Source organism: Pararhodobacter zhoushanensis, from assembly GCF_025949695.1.
GTDB lineage: Bacteria > Pseudomonadota > Alphaproteobacteria > Rhodobacterales > Rhodobacteraceae > Pararhodobacter > Pararhodobacter zhoushanensis_A.
In genome coordinates this window covers 2,109,683-2,135,566 of sequence record NZ_JAPDFL010000001.1, presented here as the reverse complement: position 1 = coordinate 2,135,566, position 25,884 = coordinate 2,109,683, and the positions used below count along the sequence as shown (strand labels likewise).

Genomic DNA, 25,884 nt, shown 5'->3' with positions numbered 1-25,884 from the left:
TTCCGTGTCCGCGCATCAAAGTCAACGCCGCTGTGATTTGACGCAGTGCAGCATAACTCCATATGGTAAGATTTTCGCGATGACTCATCGAGCGCTCATGCCCCATTCCTTTCTGCCCGCAGCCGTCGCAACGCTGTTGTTTTCCGTTCCGCTGGCAGCGCAGACCGAGTCCGTGCTGAGCAGCCTCGACATCGCCCCGGCGGGTGTTGCCGCTGGATGTCAACGCGACGGGATCACCGATGCTTTGTGGACCTGCCTCGATGCGGCGGGTTTGCCGCCGGGTGGGCTGCTGTTCGCGCAGCGCCTTGCCAACGATCCACGGATTGGCGAGCCGGGGGTGGCGACTGGTTTTGTTGAACTGGGCGTGGTCGATCTGGCCGAGGTCGAATTCCCCTTCCGCGCCAATACCAATGTGCAGCCGGTCTTCGTGAACGGCGCACGGGGCGCGCTGCTGCCGCAGACACTGACGGCAGAAAACCCCGGCGACCCGCAATCGCTGGCCCTGCAGACCGCCCATCCGCAGGCCTTTGGCGACGCGCGGCTTCGCGTCACCGGGCATCGGGCTGCGAATGGCCTGCAGCGCTTTGTGCTGATGGAGAACCTGACCGATGGCTGCCGCGCCTGCGAGATTGTCGGGGCCGAACTGCGGGCGGTCGAGTTTCGCGACGGAGTATTGCAGCGGGTCGAGCAACTGGGGTGGTTGCCGCCCGCGCAGGCCGATGACGAGGCGCGCAACGCGGCCCTGTCCGCAGGCGATCTTCAAGCCGTCCAAGTGGCGCTGACGTTGCGCGGGTATCAGCCGGGCCTGATGGACGGGGCCAGCCGCGCCGAGACCATCGGCGCACTGGAAGCCTTTATGTCAGACAATTGCCTGACACCCCAGAGCACCGCGCCACAAGCCGCTCTCGCGCTTCTGGCGGCACCGGGGCCTTATCTGGACACGCCGCCCTGCCCGGCGGTTACTGCGGCCGGAAATTAAACGTCAGACCTTAAAGGCCTGACATTTACTTCTCAGCGTTTTCAACCGCTTCCACGGCTTTCATCCACAAAGCCTCGGCCCGGTCAACAGCGTCCATGACTTCCGCGTATTTGCGGTTCCAGACGTCCAGATCGCCTTTGCGCCCGTCTTCATAGAGCTGCGGGTCGGCCAGCTTCTTGGCCAGCTTCTCGCGCATCTCTTCCAGCTTGGCGACGCGCTGCTCGCATTTGCGCAGCTCGGATTTCAGCGCCGAAACCTGCTCGCGCGTGGCCTTGGGCTTGGGCGCTTTCTCGGCTTTCGGCTTCTCGGTGCCCTCGCCCAGCAACAGCGCGCGGTAGGCGTCGAGGTCTTCGAGATACGGCTCGACCGCGCCGTCCTTGACCAGCCACAGACGGTCGGCGACCAGCGACAACAGGTGCATGTCGTGGCTGACCAGAATGACCGCGCCGCTATAGGCGGTCAGCGCCTCGACCAGGGCCTCGCGGCTTTCGATGTCCAGGTGGTTGGTCGGCTCGTCGAGGATCAGCATATGCGGCGCTTCGATCGTCGCAAGCAGCAGCGACAGACGGGCCTTCTGCCCGCCCGACAAGCGGCCCACCACCGTCTCGGCCTGATCGGCCATCAGGCCGAACCCGGCCAGACGCGCGCGCAGGCGTGGCTCGCCCTCATTGGGACGGATGCGGCGCAAATGCTGCACCGGGGTCTCATCGAGGAACAGCTCATCCACCTGATGCTGCGCGAAATAGCCGACGCGCAGCTTGTTGGACTGGGTATAGCTGCCGCCGCGCGGCTCCAGCTTTCCGGCCAGCAGTTTGGACAGCGTTGACTTGCCCTCGCCGTTGCGGCCCAGCAGGGCGATGCGGTCGTCCTGATCGATGCGCAGCCCCAGACGCCGCAGGATGATCGTGTCGCCATAGCCGACCGACACACCCTCCATGTTGATGATCGGGGGCGAGAGTTCTTCCGGCGCAGGGAAGGTGAAGACGTGCTTGGCAGCCTCGGCCGGTGCGGTGATCGGCGTCATTTTCTCCAGCATCTTGACGCGCGACTGGGCCTGACGGGCTTTCGACGCCTTGGCCTTGAAGCGGTCGACGAAGCTTTGCAGATGCGCGCGGCGCACGTCCTGCTTCTTGGACTCGGCTGCCAGCACCGCGCGCTGTTCGGCGCGGGTCTTGGCAAACGTGTCATAGCCGCCGGTGTAGAGCGTCAGCTTCTTGTCTTCGAGGTGCAGAATTGCACCGACAGCGCGGTTCAGCAGGCCACGGTCGTGGCTGATGACGATGACGGTGTGCGGATATTTGGCGAGATAGGCCTCAAGCCAGAGCGCCCCCTCAAGATCGAGATAGTTGGTCGGCTCATCAAGCAGCAGGAGGTCCGGCTGGGCAAAGAGCACCCCCGCCAGCGCCACGCGCATGCGCCAGCCGCCCGAGAAATCCGAGCAGGGCATGAGCATTTCCTCAGCCGTAAAGCCCAGACCTTTCAGAATCGTGCTTGCCCGCCCCTCGGCTGACCACGCATCGATATCGGCCAGACGTGCCTGTATCTCGGCGATGCGATGCGCGTCGGTGGCGGTTTCCGCCTCGGCCATCAGCGAGGCGCGCTCGACATCCGCCTCAAGCACTGTGTCCAGAAGGCTGGTCGACGGCGACGGCACCTCTTGCGCGACGCCGCCGATGCGGGCGCGGGACGGCAGGCTGATCGAGCCGCCCTCAAGCACCAGCTCACCCCGGATCAGGCGAAACAGCGTGGTTTTGCCCGAACCGTTGCGGCCCACGAGGCCAACCTTGTGGCCGGTCGGAATGCGCGCCGACGCGCCCACAAGCAGCGGGCGTCCGTCAACAGAGTAACTGAGGTCATTTATGGTCAACATGCTGCGCCGCTTAGCAGAAGGGCGCGACACACGCCAGCGGGGGCCTTTGCGGATGCAGAAATTCTTGCACGGGTTGCAATTCCCCGCTGGCCCGCCTTTGGATGGCGCACACAGCCGAGGTATCCATGCACACGCGAACGCCCCCCATCTGTCGACCCTGATCTTGCTGACCGGCATGGCCGTGCTCAGCCTGAACATGTTCCTGCCCTCGCTGCCCCGCATGATTGTGGATCTGGGCGCAACGGAAAGCAGCATGGCGCTGGCCGTCTCGGGGTACATGATCGTCTCGGCTCTGCTGCAACTGGTCATGGGACCGGTCAGCGACCGGCTGGGCCGCCGCCCGGTGATGCTGTTTGCGGTGGCGCTGTATATGGTGGCCTCGGTCGGTTGCGTGCTGGCGCAGGACGAAATGCTGTTTTTGGTGTTCCGCATGGCGCAGGCGGTGATCATCACCAGCACGGTGCTGGGGGCGGCGATCATCCGCGACCAGTTCCCGGCGCGCGAAGCGGCCAGCAAGATGGGCGTGATCGGCGCGTCGATGGCGCTGGCGCCGATGCTGGGACCAACGGTGGGCGGGATTCTGGACACCGTGATCGGCTGGCGGGCGATTTTCGCGCTCTATGCCGCGCTGGGAGCGATGGCGCTGGCGCTGGTCTGGGCCGATCTGGGCGAGACGCTGAAAACCGGGCCGCGCCCGCTGCGCCTGTCGGATTACACGTCCTTGCTGCGCTCGGGCCGGTTCTGGAGCTACGCGATGTGTCAGGCGTTCTCGGTCGGGGCGTTCTATGTGTTCATCGCAGGCGCGCCGTTCGTGGCCACACGGCTGTGGGATCTGTCGCCTGCGTGGATCGGGGCCGGGATCGGGTCAATCACCGGGGGGTTCCTGCTGGGCGCGCTGGCCACGGCGCGGCTGGCGCCCCGGCTGGGCATCCACCGGCTGATTCTGGTCGGGCGGTTGATCCCGGCGGTGGGGCTGAGCCTGGGTCTGCTGGCCTTCCTCATGGGCTATTCCAGCCCGTTCTTGCTGTTCGGATTCACCATGACGGTGGGGGTTGGCAACGGGCTGACCATGGCCAATGCCAATACCGGCGCGATCTCGGTACGGCCCGATCTGGCCGGGACGGCGGCCAGCCTTGCCGGCGCGCTGGCGGTGACGGGCGGCGCGGCGCTGACCTGGATCACCCTGCTGGCGGTCGAGCGCAGCAGCACGCCCGTCATGCTGCTGTCGCTGATTCTCGGCTCGGCGCTGGCGGCGCTGGCGGCCGGGATCATCGCGATCCGGCTGGACCGGGCCGGAGGGTTTGACGAACTGTGAGCCACAACGCCCACCCGTCGCGGGTTTTCAAGCCCGGCGACCCATGGTAGACGCGCACGGGATTTAACCGGCGGCACGGGCATGGGGCCTTTGTCGCCCATCGAGAGAGAGTCACATGGCTATCGAACGCACGCTGTCGATCATCAAGCCCGACGCCACCAACCGCAACCTGACCGGCAAGATCAACGCCAAGTTCGAGGATGCGGGCCTGCGGATCGTCGCGCAAAAGCGCATTCACCTGACCCCGGCGCAGGCTGGCCAGTTCTATGAAGTGCACAAAGAGCGCCCCTTCTACGGCGAACTGTGTGAATTCATGGCGTCGGCTCCGGTCGTCGTGCAGGTTCTGGAAGGCGAAGGCGCCATTGCCAAGAACCGCGAAGTGATGGGCGCAACCAACCCGGCGCAAGCCGATGAAGGCACCATCCGCGCCGATTTCGCCCTGTCGGTCGGCGAGAACTCGGTCCACGGTTCGGACGCGCCGGAAACCGCCGCGCAGGAAATCGCGTATTTCTTCTCGGGTCTTGAGCTGGTCGGCTAAGCCACCACTTGAGGAATGATTGAGGGCGGGGATTTTCCCCGCCCTTTTTCCATGCGCGCGGGCAGGCGCTTACCGGCAGCGGCGGTTTGTTTCGCGCTGCGCGAGGCCCGTCTCGACCAGCAGACAGCGGTCGCGGGCGTCGTAGTAATAGCCGCGCGCGTAATGCATCACCGCATCCTCCATATCGCCGTCTGACACCAGCCACGCGCCGCGCAGATAGCGCCCGGCATAGCGCAGGTTCACCTCGGGATCGAGCAACTCACGCGGTTCGCCGCGAAAGCCCATGGTGCGGGCGGTCTGTGGCAGGATCTGCATCAGCCCGTAATACGGCCCGTTGCGCGCATCGGCGCGGTAGTCGCTTTCGCGCTGGATGACGCGGTGCAGCAGCGCCTCGGGGATCTCCAGATCCTGCGACGCCTGTATGATGAGCACGCGCATTTGCGGCGTCTCGCCGGGGAACAGGCGGCTGGGCACGTCAATGTCGTCCGGGCGCCCGCCCCCGCACGCGGCCAGCGCCAGCACCACGAGCACGGCCAGGGTTGTCTTCATCATCGGCACTGTCATCCGCTCCGTCGTTTACGCCGGGGTCCGGCAGGGTCGATCACGCCGATCTCATCAAGGATCGCCTCGATTCCCTCAATCCCCCCTTGGGCCTTATGCGCGGCTTTCAGCCCATCGAAGCGCAGACGCAGCGCGTCCTTTTCCGCGCCTTTGCAATCATTCCACGGCCGACCCTGCAGGGCCATGTGCAACACGTAGTAAACGATGAAATGCGGCCGCTCGCCGGATTTGAGCAAAAGGGCATAGGCTGCATCAGCGCCAAGATCGCGCAGCGTTTCGGCGTCATGGATCCCGGCGCGGGCGAAGCTCTCTTCGCTCGAGGGGCCAAGGTTGCGCAGGTCTGAAATCGGTGTCGGCATGGGGAAACAGTGCTGCGTGGCGAGGCGCTTGGCAAGAGGTCGTGACAGGGTGACGCTGATCCGGTCATGGACCGGGCCAAACTGCCGACCCCTGTTGCACGCGGTTTTGTATCAGCGCAAGTGCCAGCCACCCATATTGTCAGGCATTATTTGTATTCAGAGGGTTATCATGCTTATACGCGCGTTGATGCAGTCGGCAACGCTTTGATGCCTGACCCGTCCCCGTCCCCGTGCGTCTGATTGAGACTAATCAAACCTGCCCACAAGCAATGTCTGTCATTATAATGCCTGACATCTAAGCGCCGAATTCTGCTTGTCGTCAGCAGGCTCACCAGCCTAGCCTGCGCAAAACACTGGAGCCTCCCCATGGACCTGCCTTTCGACGGCGCGATTTCCGAGTATTTCAAGAATGGCGCGCCCAAGGCGGTGCGCAAGGCGATTGAAGAGGGTGCCAAGCGCGACATCCTGATCGACGACTTCCCCTATGACCGCTGGATGAAAAAGGACGACTACGAAGCGCAGATGAAAGACCTGCAGGTGGAGCTGGTCAAATTTCAGCGCTGGGTCGAATCGTCCGGCCAGCGCATCGTCGTGGTCTTCGAGGGGCGCGATACGGCGGGCAAGTCCGGCGCGATCAAGCGGGTGCGTGAAAACCTCAACCCGCGTGGTGCCAAGACCGTCGCCCTGCCCAAACCGACCGACCGCGAGCGCACACAATGGTACTTTCAGCGCTATATCGCCCATCTGCCCGCCGCCGGAGAAATCGCGCTGCTGGACCGAAGCTGGTACAACCGTGCCGTGGTCGAGCAGGTCTTTGGCTTTTGCACCCCTGAGCAACGCGCGCATTTCTTTGACCAGTTGCCGGGCTTCGAGAAAGCCTTGGTCGATGACGGCATTCAGCTGATCAAACTGTGGTTCAATGTCGGTCAGGCCGAACAGCTGCGCCGCATGCTGGAGCGTGAAAAGCACCCGCTCAAGCAGTGGAAGCTGTCGTCGATTGACGTGAACGGGCTGGAAAAATGGGACGCCTACACCAAGGCAATCGGCGAGACCTTCGCGCGCTCGGATTTCAGCTTTGCCCCCTGGACGGTGATCCGCGGCGACGACAAATACCGTGCCCGGATTGCGGCTGTGCAGCGGCTGCTCTCAAACTTCGACTACGACCGCAAGGATGAGGCGGCTCTGGGCGCGCCGGACGCGGGGATCACTGGGGGAGTGGCGCTGTGGCCGGGTCGTTAACCACCAAGGGGCACGGCGCGCGCGACAGCCACACCAGCCCGCCCTGCCCCGCCAACAGCGCGCCGGTGGCGTGATCGCCCTGCACCATCGCCAGCCGCATCCCCGATACCGGCCCCAGCGCCCGCATGAGCAGATGGGCGGACGCGGCAGCACGCGGCGCAGGTTTCCAGATCACCCCGCGCCCGGCCCCGGCAATCAACACTCCGACGATCCGCGCCAAGGCGGTCGCGGCGGCGCTGAGCACAATCAGCGGCCCGTCACCGGGCGGTAAGGTCGCGGGCACGCGCGGGGGCGCGACAGCGTCGGCGAACCCTTCCTCGCGGCGCAGCGCGCGCAGAGAGAGGCGCTGCCGGCATAGGCGTCCTCAAGCGCGGGTCTTTCGGGCAGCGGCCCGCCCAAACCAGCCACCGCGCGCGCGATATCGCCCTGCTCGGCGCAGGCGATGGTGCCCATCCGTGTGCCCTCGAACGGGTGAACCGGCACAGCACGTGTGCCAAGGGCGCTGTCCAGCGCCCCCCGATGTAGCAGGTGAACAGCCTCTCGTTCAGCTCGGCGCGAAACTGAGGGTCGATCAAGGGATCAGGTGCCCGTCGTGGCCGTGCAGCTGGCGGTCAGTTCTTCATAGCGCTGCACGATCCAGTTGGGCGCATCCGCTGGCAGCGTATCTGTGATTGCGGCCTGAACCTGCGCGAACAGCGCAACCGAGCGCGCGTTGTCGACCATCGGCACGGTCCCCGGCGGCACGGCGTTCTGGAAGACGATCAGCGCGACAGCGATCAGCAGGATGCCGCGCAACACACCGAAGAAGAACCCTAACCCCTGATCAAGCCCCCCGAGCGCCGAATTGCGGATCAGGCTGGAGAACAGCGGCGTGAACAGCGCCACCAGCACCAGCATGATCGCAAAGACCCCGGCAAACGCCGCGATAATCGTCAACTCGCAGCTGTCACCCAGAATATTGCCGATATAGGGGATCTCGCGGACCAAGGGCTCGAACGTGGGCGCCATGACAAAGGCGACCACGGCAGCGACAACCCAGCCTGCGATCGCCAGCAACTCGCGCACCAGCCCCCGCGAATAGGCGAGGATGGCCGACACAATGATGACCAGCGCGACTGCGGCGTCGACCAGAGTAAAGGAATCCATAGAAATCCGCTCCTTGGCACTATCCCGCGCCGAAAACTTCGCCGACAAAACCCGTGAGATCCGTCATCTCGCGCAGCTGAACGCCGACCTTGGGCCCTGCTTTACCACCTTTGGGTAGCATGGCCGTGGTGAAACCAAGTTTTGCGGCTTCTTTCAACCTGTTTTCTGTCTGACTTACCGGCCGCAACGCGCCCGACAGAGAGATTTCCCCAAAGACAACAGTGTCTGCAGGCAGTGCGATGTCTTCTCGCGCACTTAAAAGTGCGGCAGCGACCGCCAGATCCGCCGCAGGTTCGCTGACGCGCATCCCCCCGGCGACGTTGAGAAAGACGTCGAGCCCGGCGAAAGGGATGCCGCAGCGGGCCTCGAGCACGGCCAGAATCGTCGACAGACGCCCGCTGTCCAACCCGACCACCGTGCGCCGTGGGTTGGACAAGGGGGACGGCGCGACGAGGGCCTGAATTTCGGTCAGCATCGGGCGCGTGCCTTCGATCCCGGCGAAAACCACCGAACCGGGGGCGGGTTTGCCGCGCTCGGACAGGAACAGAGCCGAGGGGTTCGGCACCTCGGCCAGCCCCGCGCCGGTCATCTCGAACACGCCGATCTCATCGGCCGGGCCAAAGCGGTTCTTGACGGCGCGCAGGATGCGGAACTGGTGGCCGCGCTCGCCCTCGAAATAGAGCACGCAATCGACCATATGCTCGATCACCCGGGGGCCGGCGATCTGGCCATCCTTGGTGACATGGCCGACCAGAATCACCGACACGCCGCGCTGTTTGGCCAGCGTGACCAACTCATGCGCCGCCGCGCGCAGCTGCGAGACGCTGCCGGGGGCCGAGCCGATGTTGTCCAGCCACATGGTCTGAATCGAGTCGATGATCACCAGATCGGGGCGCTCGGTGTCGAGCGTGGTCAGGATGTCGCGCAGATTGGTTTCCGCACCCAGCCGCACCGGTGCGTCGCCCAAGCCAAGACGTTGCGCGCGCATGCGGACTTGGGCGGCGGCTTCCTCTCCGGAAATATAGAGCGTGTTCAAACCGTTGCGCGCGAAGGCTGCGACGGCCTGCAACAGCAGGGTCGATTTGCCGATGCCCGGATCGCCGCCAACGAGGATGGCGGATGCCTTGACCAGACCACCGCCCAGCACGCGGTCGAATTCGGCCACGCCGGACAGGGTGCGGGGGGCGGTGCCTCTTGCGTGGTCAGCGTGCTCAACTGGATCGAGCGGCCGCGCGCCACCGGGCCCTTGGGACCGGCGTTCAGCGGTGCCTCTTCAACGATGGAGTTCCACGCGCCACAGGCATCGCAGCGCCCGCTCCATTTGGTGTGGAGCGCGCCGCATTCCGTGCAGGTGAATTGGGGGGATGCCTTGGCCATGCAGGGGTTATCGCCTGCCCGTCCGCGTCGCGCAAGAGAGGCGCGGCTCACGCGGGCGGGAGTTGCCCTTTCAGGATCATCGGCAGGCCAGCGGCGGTGAAGACCACGGTGTCAGCCTGCGCCGCGATTTGCTGGTTGAGCCGCCCGGCCGCGTCACGGAAGCGACGGGCGAGCGCGTTGTCAGGCACGATGCCAAGCCCGACTTCATTCGCGACAAGGACGGTCAGGCCCGGGCGGGCGGCAAGCGTATCGCGCAACGCCTGCGTGGCGGGGTCGATGGGGTGCTCGCCCAGCATCAGATTGGTGAGCCAGAGCGTCAGGCAGTCGATCAGGACGGGCTGGTCGGCGGGGGCGGCGGCGAGGGCGCCTGCCAGCGCGAGGGGGGCTTCACAGGTCGTCCAGCCCTGCCCGTCCCGTTGTTGGCGGTGGTCGGCGATCTCGCTGGCGCATCTCATCATCCCACGCCTGCCCGGTGGCGATGTAGAGCGGCGCAGCGCCTGTGGCGAGCGTCAGGCGTTCGGCAAGGGCGCTTTTGCCTGAACGCGCGCCGCCCAGCACCAGCACCGTGCTCATGCCCAGTCCACCTGTACCCAGCCGCCAAAGGCAATGTCGCTTTGCCAGCCGTTTTCATCGCCGCGCGCCGTTTTCGCGGCCTTGATAACCCCCGCATGCGTGACGACCAAGGCAGGCCCGGGGCCCTGAGCCGCATCGCTCAGCGCCGCAGCGACGCGGTCATAGAGTTGCTGCACCGACTCGCCCCCATGCGGCCGTGCGCCCAGAAAATCGCGCATCCAGTCGTCGAGTTGATCACGCGGGATGGCATCCCAGGGCGTGTTCTCCCACGCGCCGAAATCCATCTCGATCAGACGTTCATCCAGTTCGACCGGCAGGCCGCGGGTTTGCGCCACGGCCTGCGCAAGGCGGTGACAGCGCGACAGGGGCGAGGACAGAATGCGCGTTACGTCAGGCAGTTCCGCGGCGATGCGCGCGGCCTCGGCCGCAAAGCTGTCGTCCAGTTGCATGTCAGTGCGCCCATAGCAGGTTCCCTCGGCCCGTTCCGGTCGAGTGTGACGCAAAAGTATTAACGCCATGCTAAAACCCCCAACAAAAAGCCCAAATCACCCAACACCTGCGCCGCGCCCAGCACGTCACCAGTCAACCCGCCCAGCCGCTTGAGGGCCCAGGCGCGGATCAACGCTTGCGCGGCGATCAACCCGCCCAAAGCCGGAACCAGCGCCCAGCCGAGCGTCGTGCCCGTCAGCGCGACCGCCGCAAGCAGCACTGCGATCAGCGGCCAGCGGGTCGCGCCCAGCGGCCCGGTCATTCCAGTGCCCGACCCTGCGGCACGCACATAGGGCCCGACGCGCAGCATCAGGGCCATGCCCCCCGACTGAGGCTCTGACCCGCGATCAAGGCAACGGGCGCAAACGGCCCCAACGCGGCAAGCGTTGCCACACGGACAGCAAGCGCCAGTCCCAACGCCAGGGTGCCATAGCTGCCGATCCGGCTGTCGCGCATGATTTCCAGCGCGCGCTCGCGCGGACGGCCCGAGCCGAGACCGTCGAACGTGTCGGCCAACCCGTCCTCATGCAGCGCCCCGGTCAGCAGCAATCCCGCCGCGACGGCGATGATCGCAGCGATGACCGGCGGCCAGACCAGCGCAGCCAACCACCAGATCACTGCCGTGAGCCCACCAATCAGCAGACCAATCGCCGCAAACCAGCCCGGCGCACGGGCAAAATCGGCACTCTCAAGTGCGCCCGCAGGCAGCCGCGTCAGAAATGCCAGAGCTGCGCGCGCGCCTCGCATCGCTCAGTCCTTGTTCGAGACCCCGGCGGCCTCAAAACTGGCCATATCGGTCATCATCGCCGCGGCAGCTTTCAGCAACGGCCAGGCCAACAGGGCACCGGTCCCCTCTCCCAACCGCATGTCCAGCGCCAGCAAGGGTTTGGCGTCGAGCACGTTGAGCAAGGCGGTATGGCCAGCTTCATGCGAGTGATGCGCGAAGACCATGGCGCTGCGCGACTCGGGTTCGAGCTTGGTCGCCAGAACCGCTGCGGCGGTGGCGATGAAGCCATCCACGATCACCACCCGACGCTGGCGCGCGGTTTCCAGCATCGCGCCGGCGATCATGTTGATCTCAAACCCGCCGTATTCGGCCATAGCCTCTTGGGGTGTCAGCGCACCGGTCCGCGCAACGGCCCGGGTCAGGATGGCGAGTTTGCGTTGAACGCCCGCGTCGTCCAGCCCGGTTCCGCGGCCGATCAGATCCGCGAGCGGCAGCCCGGTCAGCTTATGCGCCAATGCGCTTGCCGTTGCCGTGTTGGCGATGCCCATTTCGCCAAAAGCGAGCGCGTCACCCTCTGCCTCGCGCGCGCAGGCGGCGCCATGGTCCAGCGCCAACTGTGCCTGTGCCGCGCTCATAGCCGGGCCCGTCAGAAAGCTGGCGGTACCGGCGCCAAGGCGTCGGTCAATAAGCTGGGGATGCGACATCGGCTTGCCCGCGACGCCGGAATCCACAACCTTGAGCGTCACACCGTTCACCGTGGCGAACACATTCGCCGCCGCACCGCCGGACAGGAAAGTCAGGACCATCTGGCCAGTGACGACCTGAGGAAAAGCCGACACACCTTCAAGCGCAATGCCGTGGTCCGCAGCAAAGATGACCAGCGTGCAGTTGCGCATCGTGGGTTCGGTGGTTTCTTGCAACAACGCAATGGTTTCGGCGAGGGTTTCTATTTGCCCCAGCGATCCCAGCGGTTTGGTCTTTGCGTCGATGGTCTGACGGATGCGCGCGGCGAGAGTATCGATCAAGGTCAACCTCGGGTTCTGGTCGGGTTCCTGCCCTTCCTAACACCCCGCCCCTCCGTTGCAAGCGCCGCGGGCGACCGCTCATGCCCGCGCCGCGACACCCGATGGATCGAGGTGTTGCGCGATGGTATCGGTGAGATCCTTGAGGGAAAAGGGTTTACCCAGGAATACCGCGCGGGGCGTCCGGTTCAGCGCAGCGCTGAACGTATCGGCGGTGTGCCCCGAGACGAAGACCACCGGGGTCCCCGGCCGTGAAACCAGAGCCTGGGCGACCCAGCCGGGACCGTCGATGCCAGGCATGATGACATCGGTGACGAATATGTCGACGCGGATCGTCGGATCAGCCAGGAATTCCAGAGCTTGTTCACCATCTTGCGCTTCGAACACCTGGTATCCCTGCAGCCGCAGTGCACGCGCGGCGAAGGCGCGCACGGGGGCTTCATCTTCGACCAGAAGAACCGACCCTCCCCGCGCGGCAAACACTGGCCGAACATCGCCGGCCTGTGCCGCGGCCGGATCCTGGGATGGGCGGTCGGTCTTAAACGGCGCCGCAGGCTGGCTGAAACCGCCGGGCTTCGCCGTCAGCGTGACCGGCGACGTGAACGCACGCGGCGCCTCTTTGGTGGTGTGCCTGGTGCTCACCCGGGCCGGCTCAACGGGATCAAGGACATCGGCACCGGCAGCGATACCGAAATAGAGCGTGAAAACAGTACCCGAACCTTCATGGCTGTCGGCGAAGATGTAACCGCCCATTTGCTTGACGATGCCATACGCTGTGGACAGACCCAACCCTGTCCCCTCGCCAAGCTTTTTCGTCGTAAAGAACGGCTCAAAGATCTTGTCGATGATATCGTCCGGTATACCGAGACCCTGATCGATCACGCGGATAAGCGCATACGTCCCCGGCGGAATGCGCGCCCGCCCCAGTTCGCGCTCTTCGCGCAGGCGCAAAGCCTCGGTCTCGATCCGGATCGTTCCCCCCATCGGCATCGCGTCACGCGCATTGACCACCAGATTCATGATCACCTGCTCCAACTGCCGACGATCCGCACGAATTGCGCCGACGTCGGGGGCATGGCTCAGGGATACGGTGATGCGCTCCCCGACCAGCCGGGTCAGCAGATGGGTCAGATCCTCCAGAAGGCTTTCGAGGCGAAGGACTTCGGTTTTCATGGTTTGCTTGCGTGAGAAGGCCAGAAGTTGGCGCACCAGAGCCGCGGCGCGGTTGGCGTTCTGGTGGATTTGCAACAGATCATTGTAATCAGGATCGAAGCGATCCCGGTTCAACAAGAGCAGATCGCAGTGCCCCGAGATCGCGGTCAGCAAATTATTGAAATCATGAGCGACGCCACCGGCAAGTTGTCCGATTGCCTGCATTTTCTGGCTCTGAACAAAGCGCGCCTCAAGCGATTTGAGCTCGGTTGCATCCGACACAACGGCCACCAGAGCCCCCTGCATTTCCGGCGCCGTGGCGCGACGCAGAATAATCTGCACGAACGTGTCCTGCCCCGTCAGCGGCGCGCGCAAAACCTCGGGCCGTCCAAGCGTTCGTCCGTTGCGCGCATCCTCAAGCCAATCCGCAACCGGACGCCCCAACCCTTCGACAACCTCCCAGAAAAAGTGCCTCTCTCCCTCGGCCACCCCCAGCAGCGCGCGCGCGTGACGGTTCGTTTCGGCAATGCGTCCCTCGGGATCGATCTGCATGAGAGCGACTGGAATCTCTTCGAAATTCGACGCTGCCGCCACCTCACCTTCTTGCAAAACGCGCCACGCTGGCATCAGAACCACGTCAAGCAACCCGTCCCGCCCACCAACAGGCAAGGCGCGCATGGAATGGCCATTGTGTAGCGTAAGTGCCAAAGGCATCTGTTCGCCAGCATCGCGGGCGGCTTCAACGGCCTCCAGAACCTGCGCCGCGTCCTCTCCATGATCGAAAAGGCTGCGTGTCGCCGCGTTGGCGCGCACGCCTTCGGCATCGCGGGTAAGCACCGGCATCCCAAGGTCGTCAATATATCTGCCGCCGCCGCGATTGAGAGGAGAAAAACGCCAGGCCACCAGGTCGCCAGCAGCACCCAGACGATGAAGGGAAAGCCTTAGTCCCTTCTTTTGACGCCAGAATTCGCGCGTGACACCACCAGTTTCTTCAACGTCTGCGAGGAGTGCTGCGACCACTGGCGCGGCCTCGACACACCAGGCACCCAGGATCCGAACCGGATCCGTCTCATACCCTGCCGCTGGATTGGCCGCCCTTGGTGCACCGTCAAACGTCGTTATGACGACCGGATCGGGATCAAACTCCGCCGCGTGAAGGAGTGACGCACTGCGGGCTGTATCGCGCCTTTCATTCAGCAGACGCGACAGCGCCGCCGCAAGAGCCAGGATCATGAGGGTTCCAGAGACACTGGCAACGACAAGTGCCGCCGCCCCGAAGCCAGATACAGCGGCGGCCCCGGCAAGAAGAGCGCTCCCGAAAGCGGCAACCAGGATCTGATTCGCGGCGCTCGCAAGGCGCTTGAGCGGTGTCGCCAAACCGCCGCGGGCATCCACCTCCGACGCAGCGAAGTTGCTGTTGAGGATATGCGAGATCGGGATGGCGCAAGGAACTGGGCATAACCCCGTTGTGGCTCCAAGGCATTAAGGCATGATTAACAACAGCACTATGGTACCGGAAAACGGATTTCGCGCATAGGTTTAGCTGCCAGCGCTTTTGCGCAGCACCGCCAGATAAAAGCCATCGCCCCCGTCAAGGGGGGACAAACGCCGCTCGAGAATACAGCGCCAGCCGGGCTGGTTTTCCAAAAACGCTTTAACCCGATCTTCATTTTCCTCGCGCAGCATCGAACATGTCGCATACCCCAGCAAACCGCCTGGCGCCGTGAGGTCCGCGCACTGGCGCAAGATGGTGTCCTGAATTGCCGTCAACTCGGCCAGCCTCGCGGGTGTAAAAGCCCATTTCGCCTCGGGCGCACGTCGCCAGCTGCCTGAGCCAGAACAGGGTGCGTCCGCAAAAATGGCGGACCACGTCCCGGTGGGCGGGCCGGAAAGAACCTGGATGGCTGCCCCTGCACGTTTGGCGCGTGCTGGCAGGTCGGCCATGCGGCGGGGATCAATATCATGCGCCGAAACGGAGAATCCTTCGGCGGCAAGTGCCAGCGCCTTGCCACCGCCCCCGGCGCAATAGTCCAGCACGGGGCCGCGGGCATGGGCGGCAAAGTCGAGCGCAATGGCCTGACTGGCCGCGTCCTGCATCTCGACGCGCCCTTCGGCCAGCGCGTCAGAGTTGCGCAAGCGACGGGGGTTTGCGGTGATTTCGAGCGCGGTTGGCGCCAACGGGTGCGGGCGCGTTTCGATCCCCAGCGCCGTGAGCTCGCTGACCACCGCGTCACGGCTGGTCCGTGCCGTGTTGACGCGGAGAAAAACCGGAGCGCGATCGCGCATGCGTGACAGGATGACGTCGGTCTGCCCCTGCAGCGCGGCCTCAAAATGGTCGAGCAGCCAGTCCGGACAGTCGAGCGCGACAGGCCGGGCCAGAACGGGCAGCGGCGCGTCCAGAAGGCGCGCCTCGGCTTCGCTCAGTTCAGCAGGAGCGTGACCGACGCCGGTCCAGGCTTCGGGCCGGATCCCGGCCTCGCGCGCGAGGCCGAGCACCAGCGCGCGCCCCGTTTCGCCGCCACCGAGAGCCGCCGCCGACCGCCGGCGCCGCACCGCCTGAAACACCAGATCGCGCACGGCCTCGCGATCACCGGACCCTGCGAATCGGCTGGCCCGCGCCCAGAGGGTGAGCGCCTGCTCAACAGGGTGCCCGCCCAGCCAGCGGTCGAGAAGTTCAATGGCGGCAGCCTCGCGCGCGGCAGGGGTCATGGGGCCTCGGGGGTTTTGAATACCCGTCGTGCATGCGGCAGTGACGCACGGATGGCAAGGCCCGCCACCTTGCCGAACATGGCGGCATGCGGCACTCTGGCCACGACCCAATGCGAGCACGCCATGTCCCTGCCCCTGAACCCTGCCTTCGCCGCCACCTTTGCCCCGCCGGTCCCCGAAGCGCGCCGTTGGTTAACCCAGACCACAGTGCCGTCGGAGTATCCGCTGCTCAACCTGTCGCAAGCGGCCCCGGTCGAGCCGCCGACCGCGGATCTGCGTGCAGCCATGGCGCGGGCGATCGAGCAAGACCCCGAGATCCACCTCTACGGTCCGGTTTTGGGTAATGCCGCCCTGCGCGAGAGATTGGCGGCGCGGACGGCTGCGTTGTACGCTGGCGCCGTGCGGGGTGAACAGGTCGCGCTGACGTCGGGCTGCAACCAGGCATTTTGCGCGGTGATCGCCACGCTCGCCGGACCGGGGGACGACGTCATTCTGCCAACGCCGTGGTACTTTAACCATGTTATGTGGCTCAGCATGACTGGTGTGAAGGCTGTGCCGCTGCCCACAGGCTCGGATCTGTTGCCCGATCTTGAGCGCTGCGCCGCCCTGATCACGCCCCGCACCAAAGCGATCACGCTGGTGACGCCGAACAATCCCGGTGGTGTCGAGTATTCCGCCGAGACGCTGGATGCGTTTGCTGCCCTGGCCGAACGCCATGGCATCGCCTTGATCGTCGATGAGACCTACCGCGATTTCCACACGCAAGACGGACCGCCGCATCGGCTGTTCCAGAACCCGGACTGGGACCGGAATTTCATTCATCTCTACAGCTTTTCGAAAGCCTATCGCCTGACGGGCCACCGCGTCGGGGCGATTGCCGCGTCGCCCGCGCGTCTGGCCGAGATCGAGAAGTTTCTCGATACGGTGACGATTTGTGTATCCGGCCCCGGGCAAATGGCGGCGCTTTGGGGGTTGGAGAACCTTGAAAGCTGGCTGGCCGGTGAGCGCCTGGAAATTTTGCGGCGACGCCGCGCCCTGCTGGACGGTTTCGCGCAGGTCCCTGGGTGGGAGCTGCTGGGTTGCGGCGCTTATTTCGGCTACGCGCGCCACCCGTTTGAAACCGATTCAACCACTGTCGCCAAACGGTTGCTGGCAGAGGTCGGCGTTCTCATGCTTCCGGGCACGATGTTCCGGCCCGACGCACAAAGCGAGGGTGCAAGAGAGATGCGAATAGCCTTTGCCAACGCGGATGTCGGCGAGATCGGGCACTTGATCGAACGGCTCAAGGCGGTGAGCTGAGCCGATTCAACCCTTGCGCAGCCTGTCACCGGATCGGATCACGCCGTCCTGCGTGATGCTGCACAAGAGGCCTCGCAGACGTAAAGCCGGATGGCCCGGCGCGGTGACCCAGTCTTTGGCCGGGGCACCGTAGCGGGTCTTCCATTTGACGCAGGCATCATTGAACACGTCGGACACACGCAGCTGCGCCGTGCCAACCTGCAACACCGTCCCGGTCGGCAGATTGGCCTCGGACAGGTCCATATCGACGATGAACGTGTCGCCCGGATGTGGTGTGGCCCTGCGGTCACGCCAGACAAGATCGAGCACGCGGCGTTGCAGGATACAGACCTGAATGCCCGGATGCGGGCTGCCATCGGGCAAGCGCAACCAAGGCGCAGTCGACCATCGCTCGCCCGGGATACCCCTGGCGGCGGTCAGCGTAATCTGATCGACGAACTGGCGGGCCCCGTAGCCGGGGCGCAAGCACAGTTGTTCGATGGCCGCGCCATCCTTTGGCGCGGCCATGATATGCGGGATTGCGGCATCAAGTTCGGCGCGGGTCGCCTGATCGCTCATCCAAACCGTTCCTCAATCGTCGAGCACGGGGCCTTCTTCTTCACCGACGTGGAAATCCAGACCGTTGGCGGCGCGGATCTTATCCTCGATCTCCATCGCGATGGTCGGATTGGCCTTGAGATAACTCTTGGCATTCTCACGCCCCTGCCCGATCCGTTCATCGCCGTAGGAATACCACGAGCCGGACTTCTCAACGACACCAGCCTTTACGCCGATGTCGATCAGCTCGCCGGTTTTCGAGATCCCGTCACCATACATGATGTCGAATTCGACCTGCTTGAACGGCGGCGCAACCTTGTTCTTCACCACTTTCACGCGGGTCTGGTTGCCGACGATTTCGTCACGGTCCTTGACCGAGCCGATGCGGCGGATGTCCAGACGAACCGAGGCGTAGAATTTCAGCGCGTTGCCGCCGGTCGTCGTTTCGGGCGAGCCGAACATGACGCCGATCTTCATGCGAATCTGGTTGATGAAGATGACCATGCAGTTCGACCGGCTGATCGACCCGGTCAGTTTGCGCATGGCCTGGCTCATCAGGCGGGCGTGAACGCCCAGACTGGAGTCGCCCATGTCGCCCTCAAGCTCGGACTTCGGGGTGAGGGCAGCGACCGAATCGACCACCACCAGCGACACCGCGCCCGAACGCACCAGCGTATCGACGATCTCCAACCCCTGCTCGCCCGTGTCGGGTTGCGAGATCAGCAACTCGTCCAGATTGACGCCCAGACGCTTGGCGTATTGCGGATCAAGCGCGTGCTCGGCGTCAACAAAGGCGCAGACGCCGCCTTTTTTCTGTTCCTCTGCAATGACATGCAGGGTCAGCGTCGTCTTGCCCGAGCTTTCCGGCCCGTAGATTTCGATGATCCGCCCCTTGGGCAGACCACCGATCCCCAGCGCGATATCCAGACCGAGCGAGCCGGTCGATGTCGACTCAATCTCGGCCACAGGGTTATCGGCCCCGAGACGCATGATCGACCCTTTACCGAACTGACGTTCGATCTGGGCCAATGCCGAGTCGAGTGCTTTCTGCTTATCCTGTGAACGCTTGTCCTGCATGTCGAGAAGGCTCGCGGTTGCCATGGTTTAGCCCCTTATTTCACAGCCCGCCCGGGGCCACAATACAGCGTTTGTTCCAGCAATGTTCTCATCTATATGCGGACATAAAGAGAACATTTCAAGCTTTCTTTGTCGCATTCCCTATTTTTGCCAGTTTAGTTAAGAAACCGTTCAAACCGTCAGGGAAAGGGCGCGCGATGCTTGTCTTCTGGGAACAGCGCCTGGTGATCCTGGCCACGCCAAAGACCGGGTCCACGGCGATCGAAACCGCGCTGGCACCGCTTGCATCGCTGTCGGTGATGCAACCCGGCGCTCTCAAGCACAGCGACGCGCGCAACTGGCAGCGGTTCCTGCGGCCCTATCTGCGCGAGCTGTCGGGGCAGGACTTCACCGCCGTGGCGCTGATGCGCGAGCCGATAGACTGGCTGGGCTCGTGGTACCGGGTGCGCCAGCGCGAGGATATGTTCGAGCTGCCGGGCTCGACCATGGGCATGAGCTTTGCCGACTTCATCGAGGGGCATCTCGACACCCCGCGCAGCGTGGTCGCCGATGTGGGCTGCCAATCGGCGTTTCTGAAGGGCGATGACGGGAGAGCCTGCGGCGTTGACCGGCTGTTTCGCTATGAAGAGATCGGCGGCTTTGTCGCGTATCTGGAAGAGCTTCTGGATTTCGCCATCGAACTGCCGGAGGTGAACGTGTCACCCAAGGGCGATGGCGCCCTGCCCGACGCGCTGCGCGCCCGTGCTCAAACGCGGCTGTCGGCAGATTACGCGCTGTATGCGTCCATCGGCTGAGATCTGGGTGGAAAACCTGGAGCGGGCGGCGGGAATCGAACCCGCGTCATCAGCTTGGAAGGCTGAGGTCTTACCATTACACAACGCCCGCAACTGAAGACGGTTCGTATTTCATGAGCTTGAAGACGTCAAGGGCAGCCCGACGATGAGCCGCAGGTCAGCGAACAGACACCGCCTTATGCCAGACGTGCCGCGTAGGGTGATCGCAGCGTCCTTGGTGCCTCGGGCGCAAAGGGCGGGTAGCGGGCGTTTGCCACCCGGTGCTCGGCGCGGTTTCGAGCGGGCATGGCGAACGGCTGCTACGCTGGCCCAGAACTCGAGGGTGACGGATGATGCGTTGCGCGTTGCTTCGTCTTGGTAAACCGCGCCGATGTTGTTGCCGTCGGGCTCCGACACGGACATCACCGCCGTTTAGAAGCTCTCGGTCGCGGGATGATCGCGCACAACCAGCTGACTATGATCAATCAGGCGGCCATGATGCACTTTCAGGGGTTTGCGACTCGTCCCGAGACATCATCAGCGCACCGTTGACGCACAGTTCCGAAGGGGCGGAAAGGCCTCGAAGCGTTCGCTTGCTTGCGACACGCTGATCAGGACCATATGCGGCGACCAAACGGTTCACCAGAGGCCCCTGCCCACCGCACCGCCGCCAGACATCGTCAAGCCGGTTTTCGGTCGAGGTGACGTTGCGCATCGCAGGCGACTGGTGACACGTTGAAGGGTCTCGCTACCTTGGGACAGCGACCGGGTTCTGAAAATCGTCGATGGGTGGACACGCTTTGGGCTGGAAAGCTTTGCCGCGCTCTCGCTTGCCCAACGGTGACAATCGCCCCGTCGACGCACGCTGCCGTCAGATCGTTTCCGCCAGATTGAACAGACAGTCGCCCAGCCCCGCCAACGTCAGCGCCCGGCGGCATGAAACAATGCCATCCACGGCGAACCGCAGTTCGGTCGGCGGGGTCAGCACCTGATCGATATGATAGAGCAGGCCCGCACTCTGGCCTTTGCTGACCGCGTCACCCGGCGCCGCGTGCGGCTCGAACAGACCGGTGTGGCGGGCGTAGATCGACAGATCGCGCGGCAAAGTCCGCGCAAAGCGCGTCTTGGCGCGCGGCGGAACCTCTGCGCCCCGCCAGATCCCGTAGGCCGCCAGAACGCGGCGCGTGCCTTCTTCGGCGTGGCGCGTGCCCTCGGGGTCCAGCGTGGCACCGCCCCCCAGTTCGCAGGTGATCGCCGGTATCCCGCGCTCGGCGGCAGCGGCGTAGAGGGTTGTCGCCCCCCGCCGCCGCCGCCCTGCGTCAAGATGCTCCACGGCGCACTGAAGACCTCAAGCAGCGTGCGGATGGCGGCGTCGGTCTCGGGTGCCTTGCCGTAGTGTCCCAACCCGCACTGCAAATAGTTCAGCGAACGCCCGCCCGAATGCAGGTCGATGACCAGATCGGCACGCGCAAAAAGTTCGGTCGAGATGTAATGCGCCAGCATCTCGGTCGGCGTCCCCGCAGCGCGCCCGGGAAAGGCGCGGTTCAGGTTGCCTTCGTCCAGCGGCGAGACACGGCGTCCGGCGCGCACGGCCGGGGCGTTGAGCGCGGGCAGGATGATCACCCGGCCCGTGACATCCGCCGCGTCGATCGCGCGGGCCAGACGGTTGAGCGCGACCTGCCCCTCGTATTCATCGCCATGATTGCCCGCGCAGAGCAGCGCGGTCGGCCCCTCGCCGTTCTTGATGCGCACCACCGGGACGCCGATCCAGCCATAGGCCGAGGTGTCGACCGAATGCGGAATGCGCAGGAAGTCGCTGTCCTTGCCCTCGGCGTCAAGATCGAGACCACACCAGACCATGCTCTTGTCCATCGCCGCGCCTTTCACAGGATTTGTCCCAGAAACAAGCGCGTTCGCTCGTTCTGCGGGGTGTTGAAGAAGTCTTCGGGCGGCGCGGCTTCGACGATCTCGCCCCGGTCCATGAACACCACCCGGTCAGCGACCTTGCGCGCAAAGCCCATCTCATGCGTGACGCAGATCATCGTCATCTGACCCTGCGCCAGGTCGATCATGACATCGAGCACTTCCTTGATCATTTCGGGGTCCAGCGCCGAGGTCGGCTCGTCGAACAGGATCACCTGCGGGTTCATGCACAGCGCCCGCGCGATGGCGACGCGTTGCTGCTGGCCGCCTGACAACTGGCTGGGAAACTTGTCGGCCTGCTCGGGGATGCGCACGCGCGCAAGGTAATGGTGCGCGATCTCTTCGGCCTTGGCGCGCGGCATCTTGCGGGCGCGGGTCAGCGCCAGCGTGCAGTTGCGCAAGACGGTCAGGTGCGGGAACAGGTTGAAGTGCTGGAACACCATCCCGACCTCGCGCCGCAGGTCCGGCAGGCGGGTGCCGCGCGCTCCGATCTCGGCCCCGTCGACAATGATCTTGCCCCCGTCGTGCCGCTCAAGCTGGTTGATGCAGCGGATCAGCGTGGACTTGCCCGACCCCGAGGGCCCGCAGATCACCACGCGCTCGCCCTTGGCGACGGTGAGCGAGACGTTGGTCAGCGCCTGAAATGTCCCGTATTTCTTGGTCACGCCCTGCAACGAGACGGCGGGGATCACAGTTTCGGTCATTGCTCTCACTTTCAATACGCGGCGCTCAGCGTCTGGTCGAGGCGAGCAGGCGCAGTTCCAGCCACCGGACGCCCTGACCGATGGCGACGGCCAGCACCAGGAAGATCGCGCCGACCACCAGCATGGGTTCGGCATAGCGGAAGGTTCGCGAGCCGATATCCAGCGCTGAGCCCAGCATCTCGGGCACCGCGATGACCGCCAGATACGGCGTCGCCTTGAGGATCGACACAAAGTAGTTGCCCATCGGGGCGGCGATATTGCGCAGCATCTGCGGGGCGATGACAAAGGCGATGACATCGAGCCGGGTCAGGCCGATGGCCTTGGCCGCCTCGGTCTGCCCGCGCGGGATGGCGTCGATCCCGGCCTTGAACACCTCGGCCAGATAGCCGCTGTAATAGACGCTCAATCCGATCACGCCGACGACCAGCGCAGGCAGCACGACGCCCCAGAACGGCAGCACGAAGTACAAGAAATAGAGCTGCACCAGAACCGGGGTCGAGCGGATCGCGTCGATGACAAAGCGCATGAGCAGCCCCATCACGCGGCTGGTGCGGCGCAATACCTCGAACACGAACCCCAGGATCGACGCGCCGAGCGCGCTGGCCACCGTGACCCAAAGCGTGGTGAACAAGCCCTTGAGAATGAAGGGCAGTGTCGAGAGTGCGAAATCGACATCAAAGGTCATGAAGCCCCCTTGCGGGCGTCGAGACCCGCTGCTCCAGCATCCGTCCCAGAATGGTCGCGGGATAGCAGACGATGAAATAGGCCACGAGCAGGCCGGTATAGGTGCCGACCGGATCATAGCTCAGCTGCGACAGCTCTTTGGCGCGAAAGGTCATGTCGGTCAGGGTGATCAGCGACACCAGCGCAGTCCCTTTGACGAGCTGGATGAACTGGTTGACGAAGCTGGGCAGCATGGCGGTGAAGGCTTGCGGCAGCTCAACCAGCCCCAGCACCTCCCAGCGCCTGAGGCCGAGCGCGAGCCCGGCCTCGACTTGTCCCTTGTCGAGCGATTGCAGGGCCGCCCGCACCGCCTGGCTGCCATAGCCGCCGATGTTGAGCCCCAGCGCCATCGCCCCGACTGTCATTCCCGACAGGGTGAGGCCGAAGCTGGGCAGCGTGTAATACATCACAAACAAGGTGATGATCACCGGCGACGAGCGCCAGAACTCGATCACGGCGGTAACAGCAAGCCGGGCCCACCCGCGCGTGAAGTGCTGCAAGATGCCGGCGCCAAAGGCGAAGGGCACGGCGTAGAGCATGCCGTAGAACGTCACGGCAGCGGTGACGCCGAACCCCTCGAAGATGCCCGCAAGGATGTTTGGGAAGGTCACGAAGCCTGTCCTTCAACCGCGACGTCAGCGGGCGGCGCAGATATCAGCCGTGGTCCGCGACGGCGGCATTTCAGCCGGACCGAAGCCATAGCGGCCCATGATTTCTTCCAGCGTTCCATCCTCGATCATGACCGACAGCTGGGCGTTATAGGCGTCGCGCAGCGCGGTATCCGCGGGCCGGAACGCGATGGCGGTATACATCGCCGCCGGGGTGCCATCCGCCCGCATCAGGCCCTCAAACGGCTCGGCGCGCTCGAGCCCGCGCTCGGCCAGGTTGGGATCGGCCAGCAGCGAGATCACCGAGGGCGACGACAGTGTCGCCGCCTGTGCCCGCCCGGCCAGCAGCGCCGAAACCAGATCGTTGGTTTCGGGCAGTTGCAGCATCTGATCCTCGGGCACGCCGGCTTCCATCGCATTGCGCGAGTTCAGCGTGCCCCGGCCCCCGGCCAGCATCAGATCCGGGTTCTGGACGAAATCGGCGTAGGAGTGGATGTTATGCGGGTTGCCCTGCTCGACCAGAAGCCCGTCGCCGATGGACAGGTCCGGCTCGCTGAAGATCACCTGCTCGCACCGCTCAGGCGTGATGGCGATCCCCGAGGCGATCATGTCGAAGCGGTTGGCGCTGAGTCCGGGGATCAGCGCGCCAAAATCCGAGATGACGAATTCAATGTTCTCGACACCCAGATGCGAGAAGGCGGCCCGCACCAGATCGGGGTGATAGCCGGTGGCCTCGCCGTCGGTGCCGCGAAAGCCCCAGGGCGCGCGGTTGTGAATGCCGATGACCAGCGTGTCCGAAGACAGGCGCTCGGTCAGGGCAGTCTCGGCCATGGCAGGCGCGGCGAATCCGCTGGCAAGCGCGGCGCTGCACAGGGTAGCGGCAAGAAAATTGCGTCGGGTCTGGGTCATCGGGACGTCCTGTCTGTTGGGCTGGGGGTGGCTGTCGGCCAGGTTTGTTTTTATTCAGCGTCACGCGCTGTTTCTTCGAGCGCTGCGAACAGCCGCTCGAGATCCGCCATCAGATCGGCTTCATTTTCGAGCCCGATGCTGACGCGCAGATAGGTTTCGGGTGCGCCTGCCCGCGGCAGGCTTCGGTCCCCCGAAATGTTCATCGGCGCCAGCAGGCTGCGCGTGCCGCCCCATGAGGCACCGATGACGAAATGGTCCAACGTATCCAGCGCCCGCATCAGCCGCGCTTCCGCCCCGGCGGTCAGGACGATGCTGAACACGGCGCTTGAGCCGCTAAAATCGCGTTTCCACAGCGCGTGGCCCGGGCAGTCGGGCAGCGCGGGGTGCAGGACCTGCGTCACGGCGGCCCGGGTCTGCATCCATCGCGCCACGCGCAGGGCAACCGCCGAGGCATGCTGCATGCGCACGCTCATCGTCTGCATACCGCGCAGCACCAGCGAGCAATCGTCCGGCGATACGCCGATGCCCAAACGCCCCAGCGACCGGCGCAGCTGATGGCCCAACGCGACCGTCGCGGTGGTGATCGAGCCCATCAGCACATCGGAATGGCCCGAGAAATACTTGGTCAGCGCCTCGACCACCAGATCTGCACCATGGGCGATGGGTTTGAAATTGAGCGGCGTCGCCCAAGTATTGTCGCAACCCACCAGCGCGCCCTGCGCATGCGCCAAATCGGCGATGGCGGCGAAATCCTGCACTTCCATCGTGGTCGAGCCGGGCGATTCCAGCCAGACCAGTCGCGTCTGGTCGTCGAGCCGCGCCCGCAGATCGTCCAGCGAGCCGGGATCGTAGAAGTCGGTCACGATCCCCATGCGCGCCAGATCCTGACGGGCAAAATCACGCGCGGGGGGATAGACCGTGTCGGGCATCAGGATCTTCTGGCCCGCCTGAACAAAGGTCAGCATCGCCACCGAAATTCCGGCCTGCCCCGACGGCACCAGCACGGTCCGCTCTCCGCCTTCCAGCGCGGTGATCTGGCCTTCCAGCGACCGCGTGGTCGGCGTACCGCCCAGCCCATAGCTGTAGCCATCCGGCCCGCGCAGGCGGCGGTTCTGATAGCCCTCGGCATCGGCGAAGGGGATCGTGCTGGCGCGGTAGACCGGCACGGCCAGCGTGTCAAAGCCGGTCATATCGGCCTCAGGCGGGGTCACGCAAAGCGTCTGGTCGTGCATGGCATCCTCGGGACTCGTCTTCATAGCCCCGGTTTTACGGCGT

25 protein-coding genes, 1 tRNA gene and 2 pseudogenes are annotated in these 25,884 nt (G+C 64.6%); 6 read left to right on the top strand and 22 right to left on the bottom strand.

Going from position 1 to position 25,884, the window contains the following annotated elements; translation table 11 throughout:
• The first annotated feature begins 97 nt into the window (after positions 1-97).
• Positions 98-979 (top strand): hypothetical protein, encoded by an 882-nt coding sequence (locus OKW52_RS10730; protein WP_264505694.1) that lies wholly within the window; start codon positions 98-100, stop codon positions 977-979.
• Positions 980-1,004: 25 nt separating this feature from the next.
• Here the strand turns inward: OKW52_RS10730 and OKW52_RS10725 are convergent, their stop codons facing one another.
• Positions 1,005-2,849 (bottom strand): ABC-F family ATP-binding cassette domain-containing protein, encoded by a 1,845-nt coding sequence (locus OKW52_RS10725; RefSeq protein ID WP_264505693.1) that lies wholly within the window; start codon positions 2,847-2,849, stop codon positions 1,005-1,007.
• Positions 2,850-2,901: 52 nt separating this feature from the next.
• Here OKW52_RS10725 and OKW52_RS10720 point away from each other — a divergent pair, with 52 nt between their 5' ends.
• A complete protein-coding gene (locus tag OKW52_RS10720) occupies positions 2,902-4,164 on the top strand; it encodes a multidrug effflux MFS transporter (RefSeq protein ID WP_264505692.1) in 1,263 nt (420 codons plus the stop codon).
• A 115-nt stretch (positions 4,165-4,279) separates the two neighbouring features.
• On the top strand, positions 4,280-4,702 hold the full coding sequence (ndk, locus tag OKW52_RS10715) for a nucleoside-diphosphate kinase (protein ID WP_127104272.1): 423 nt from the start codon (positions 4,280-4,282) through the stop codon (positions 4,700-4,702).
• Between the two features lie 69 nt (positions 4,703-4,771).
• Here the strand turns inward: ndk and OKW52_RS10710 are convergent, their stop codons facing one another.
• Both OKW52_RS10710 and OKW52_RS10705 read right to left on the bottom strand, forming a co-directional pair.
• Positions 4,772-5,251 (bottom strand): lytic transglycosylase domain-containing protein, encoded by a 480-nt coding sequence (locus tag OKW52_RS10710; protein ID WP_264507691.1) that lies wholly within the window; start codon positions 5,249-5,251, stop codon positions 4,772-4,774.
• A gap of 11 nt (positions 5,252-5,262) precedes the next feature.
• Positions 5,263-5,622 (bottom strand): TfoX/Sxy family protein, encoded by a 360-nt coding sequence (locus OKW52_RS10705; RefSeq protein WP_264505691.1) that lies wholly within the window; start codon positions 5,620-5,622, stop codon positions 5,263-5,265.
• 366 nt (positions 5,623-5,988) lie between these two features.
• Between OKW52_RS10705 and ppk2 the strand changes: the two genes are divergently transcribed.
• Positions 5,989-6,861, top strand: a complete 873-nt coding sequence (gene ppk2 / locus OKW52_RS10700) for a polyphosphate kinase 2 (RefSeq protein WP_264505690.1) — start codon at positions 5,989-5,991, stop codon at positions 6,859-6,861.
• Here ppk2 and OKW52_RS10695 read toward each other — a convergent pair.
• From OKW52_RS10695 to OKW52_RS10650, 10 genes and pseudogenes are all read right to left on the bottom strand, one after another.
• Positions 6,827-7,144, bottom strand: a complete 318-nt coding sequence (locus tag OKW52_RS10695) for a hypothetical protein (RefSeq protein WP_264505689.1) — start codon at positions 7,142-7,144, stop codon at positions 6,827-6,829. The genes ppk2 and OKW52_RS10695 overlap by 35 nt on opposite strands.
• A 296-nt stretch (positions 7,145-7,440) precedes the next feature.
• Positions 7,441-8,007: a CvpA family protein gene (locus tag OKW52_RS10690; protein WP_264505688.1), complete on the bottom strand. Its 567-nt coding sequence runs from the start codon at positions 8,005-8,007 to the stop codon at positions 7,441-7,443.
• A gap of 19 nt (positions 8,008-8,026) precedes the next feature.
• Positions 8,027-9,384: pseudogene (gene radA / locus OKW52_RS10685) on the bottom strand (DNA repair protein RadA).
• A gap of 47 nt (positions 9,385-9,431) precedes the next feature.
• Positions 9,432-9,957, bottom strand: a pseudogene (gene cobU, locus OKW52_RS10680) (bifunctional adenosylcobinamide kinase/adenosylcobinamide-phosphate guanylyltransferase).
• On the bottom strand, positions 9,954-10,475 hold the full coding sequence (gene cobC, locus OKW52_RS10675) for an alpha-ribazole phosphatase (RefSeq protein WP_264505687.1): 522 nt from the start codon (positions 10,473-10,475) through the stop codon (positions 9,954-9,956). The pseudogene cobU and the gene cobC overlap by 4 nt, the downstream one beginning before the upstream one ends.
• A complete protein-coding gene (locus OKW52_RS10670; RefSeq protein ID WP_264505686.1) occupies positions 10,466-10,765 on the bottom strand; it encodes an adenosylcobinamide-GDP ribazoletransferase in 300 nt (99 codons plus the stop codon). The genes cobC and OKW52_RS10670 overlap by 10 nt, the downstream gene beginning before the upstream one ends.
• Positions 10,756-11,193, bottom strand: a complete 438-nt coding sequence (locus tag OKW52_RS10665; RefSeq protein ID WP_264505685.1) for an adenosylcobinamide-GDP ribazoletransferase — start codon at positions 11,191-11,193, stop codon at positions 10,756-10,758. The genes OKW52_RS10670 and OKW52_RS10665 overlap by 10 nt, the downstream gene beginning before the upstream one ends.
• Positions 11,194-11,196: 3 nt before the next feature.
• Positions 11,197-12,198 carry a nicotinate-nucleotide--dimethylbenzimidazole phosphoribosyltransferase gene (gene cobT / locus OKW52_RS10660; protein WP_264505684.1) on the bottom strand — a complete coding sequence of 334 codons (1,002 nt, stop codon included), beginning with the start codon at positions 12,196-12,198 and terminating at the stop codon, positions 11,197-11,199.
• Positions 12,199-12,276: 78 nt separating this feature from the next.
• Positions 12,277-14,580 carry an ATP-binding protein gene (locus OKW52_RS10655; protein ID WP_264505683.1) on the bottom strand — a complete coding sequence of 768 codons (2,304 nt, stop codon included), beginning with the start codon at positions 14,578-14,580 and terminating at the stop codon, positions 12,277-12,279.
• A 306-nt stretch (positions 14,581-14,886) separates the two neighbouring features.
• A complete protein-coding gene (locus OKW52_RS10650) occupies positions 14,887-16,056 on the bottom strand; it encodes an RsmB/NOP family class I SAM-dependent RNA methyltransferase (protein WP_264505682.1) in 1,170 nt (389 codons plus the stop codon).
• Between the two features lie 123 nt (positions 16,057-16,179).
• Between OKW52_RS10650 and OKW52_RS10645 the strand changes: the two genes are divergently transcribed.
• The gene (locus OKW52_RS10645; protein ID WP_264505681.1) at positions 16,180-17,355 is read left to right on the top strand and encodes an aminotransferase; all 1,176 of its coding nucleotides are present in this window, start codon (positions 16,180-16,182) and stop codon (positions 17,353-17,355) included.
• A gap of 6 nt (positions 17,356-17,361) precedes the next feature.
• Here the strand turns inward: OKW52_RS10645 and OKW52_RS10640 are convergent, their stop codons facing one another.
• Both OKW52_RS10640 and recA read right to left on the bottom strand, forming a co-directional pair.
• Positions 17,362-17,913 carry a hypothetical protein gene (locus OKW52_RS10640; protein WP_264505680.1) on the bottom strand — a complete coding sequence of 184 codons (552 nt, stop codon included), beginning with the start codon at positions 17,911-17,913 and terminating at the stop codon, positions 17,362-17,364.
• 12 nt (positions 17,914-17,925) lie between these two features.
• Positions 17,926-18,993 carry a recombinase RecA gene (gene recA / locus OKW52_RS10635; RefSeq protein ID WP_264505679.1) on the bottom strand — a complete coding sequence of 356 codons (1,068 nt, stop codon included), beginning with the start codon at positions 18,991-18,993 and terminating at the stop codon, positions 17,926-17,928.
• A 173-nt stretch (positions 18,994-19,166) separates the two neighbouring features.
• Between recA and OKW52_RS10630 the strand changes: the two genes are divergently transcribed.
• A complete protein-coding gene (locus OKW52_RS10630) occupies positions 19,167-19,763 on the top strand; it encodes a sulfotransferase family 2 domain-containing protein (RefSeq protein ID WP_264505678.1) in 597 nt (198 codons plus the stop codon).
• Positions 19,764-19,780: 17 nt separating this feature from the next.
• Here the strand turns inward: OKW52_RS10630 and OKW52_RS10625 are convergent.
• From OKW52_RS10625 to OKW52_RS10590, 7 genes are all read right to left on the bottom strand, one after another.
• Positions 19,781-19,854, bottom strand: a tRNA-Gly gene (locus OKW52_RS10625).
• Between the two features lie 869 nt (positions 19,855-20,723).
• The gene (locus OKW52_RS23355) at positions 20,724-21,614 is read right to left on the bottom strand and encodes a hypothetical protein (protein ID WP_455430308.1); all 891 of its coding nucleotides are present in this window, start codon (positions 21,612-21,614) and stop codon (positions 20,724-20,726) included.
• A gap of 11 nt (positions 21,615-21,625) precedes the next feature.
• Complete coding sequence (locus tag OKW52_RS10610) at positions 21,626-22,369, bottom strand: amino acid ABC transporter ATP-binding protein (protein ID WP_264505677.1); 744 nt, start codon at positions 22,367-22,369, stop codon at positions 21,626-21,628.
• Positions 22,370-22,394: 25 nt separating this feature from the next.
• Positions 22,395-23,054 (bottom strand): ectoine/hydroxyectoine ABC transporter permease subunit EhuD, encoded by a 660-nt coding sequence (gene ehuD / locus OKW52_RS10605; RefSeq protein WP_264505676.1) that lies wholly within the window; start codon positions 23,052-23,054, stop codon positions 22,395-22,397.
• Positions 23,044-23,703 carry an amino acid ABC transporter permease gene (locus OKW52_RS10600; RefSeq protein WP_264505675.1) on the bottom strand — a complete coding sequence of 220 codons (660 nt, stop codon included), beginning with the start codon at positions 23,701-23,703 and terminating at the stop codon, positions 23,044-23,046. The genes ehuD and OKW52_RS10600 overlap by 11 nt, the downstream gene beginning before the upstream one ends.
• A 24-nt stretch (positions 23,704-23,727) precedes the next feature.
• On the bottom strand, positions 23,728-24,609 hold the full coding sequence (ehuB, locus tag OKW52_RS10595; RefSeq protein ID WP_264505674.1) for an ectoine/hydroxyectoine ABC transporter substrate-binding protein EhuB: 882 nt from the start codon (positions 24,607-24,609) through the stop codon (positions 23,728-23,730).
• 50 nt (positions 24,610-24,659) lie between these two features.
• Complete coding sequence (locus tag OKW52_RS10590) at positions 24,660-25,865, bottom strand: trans-sulfuration enzyme family protein (protein WP_264505673.1); 1,206 nt, start codon at positions 25,863-25,865, stop codon at positions 24,660-24,662.
• Positions 25,866-25,884: the final 19 nt, after the last annotated feature.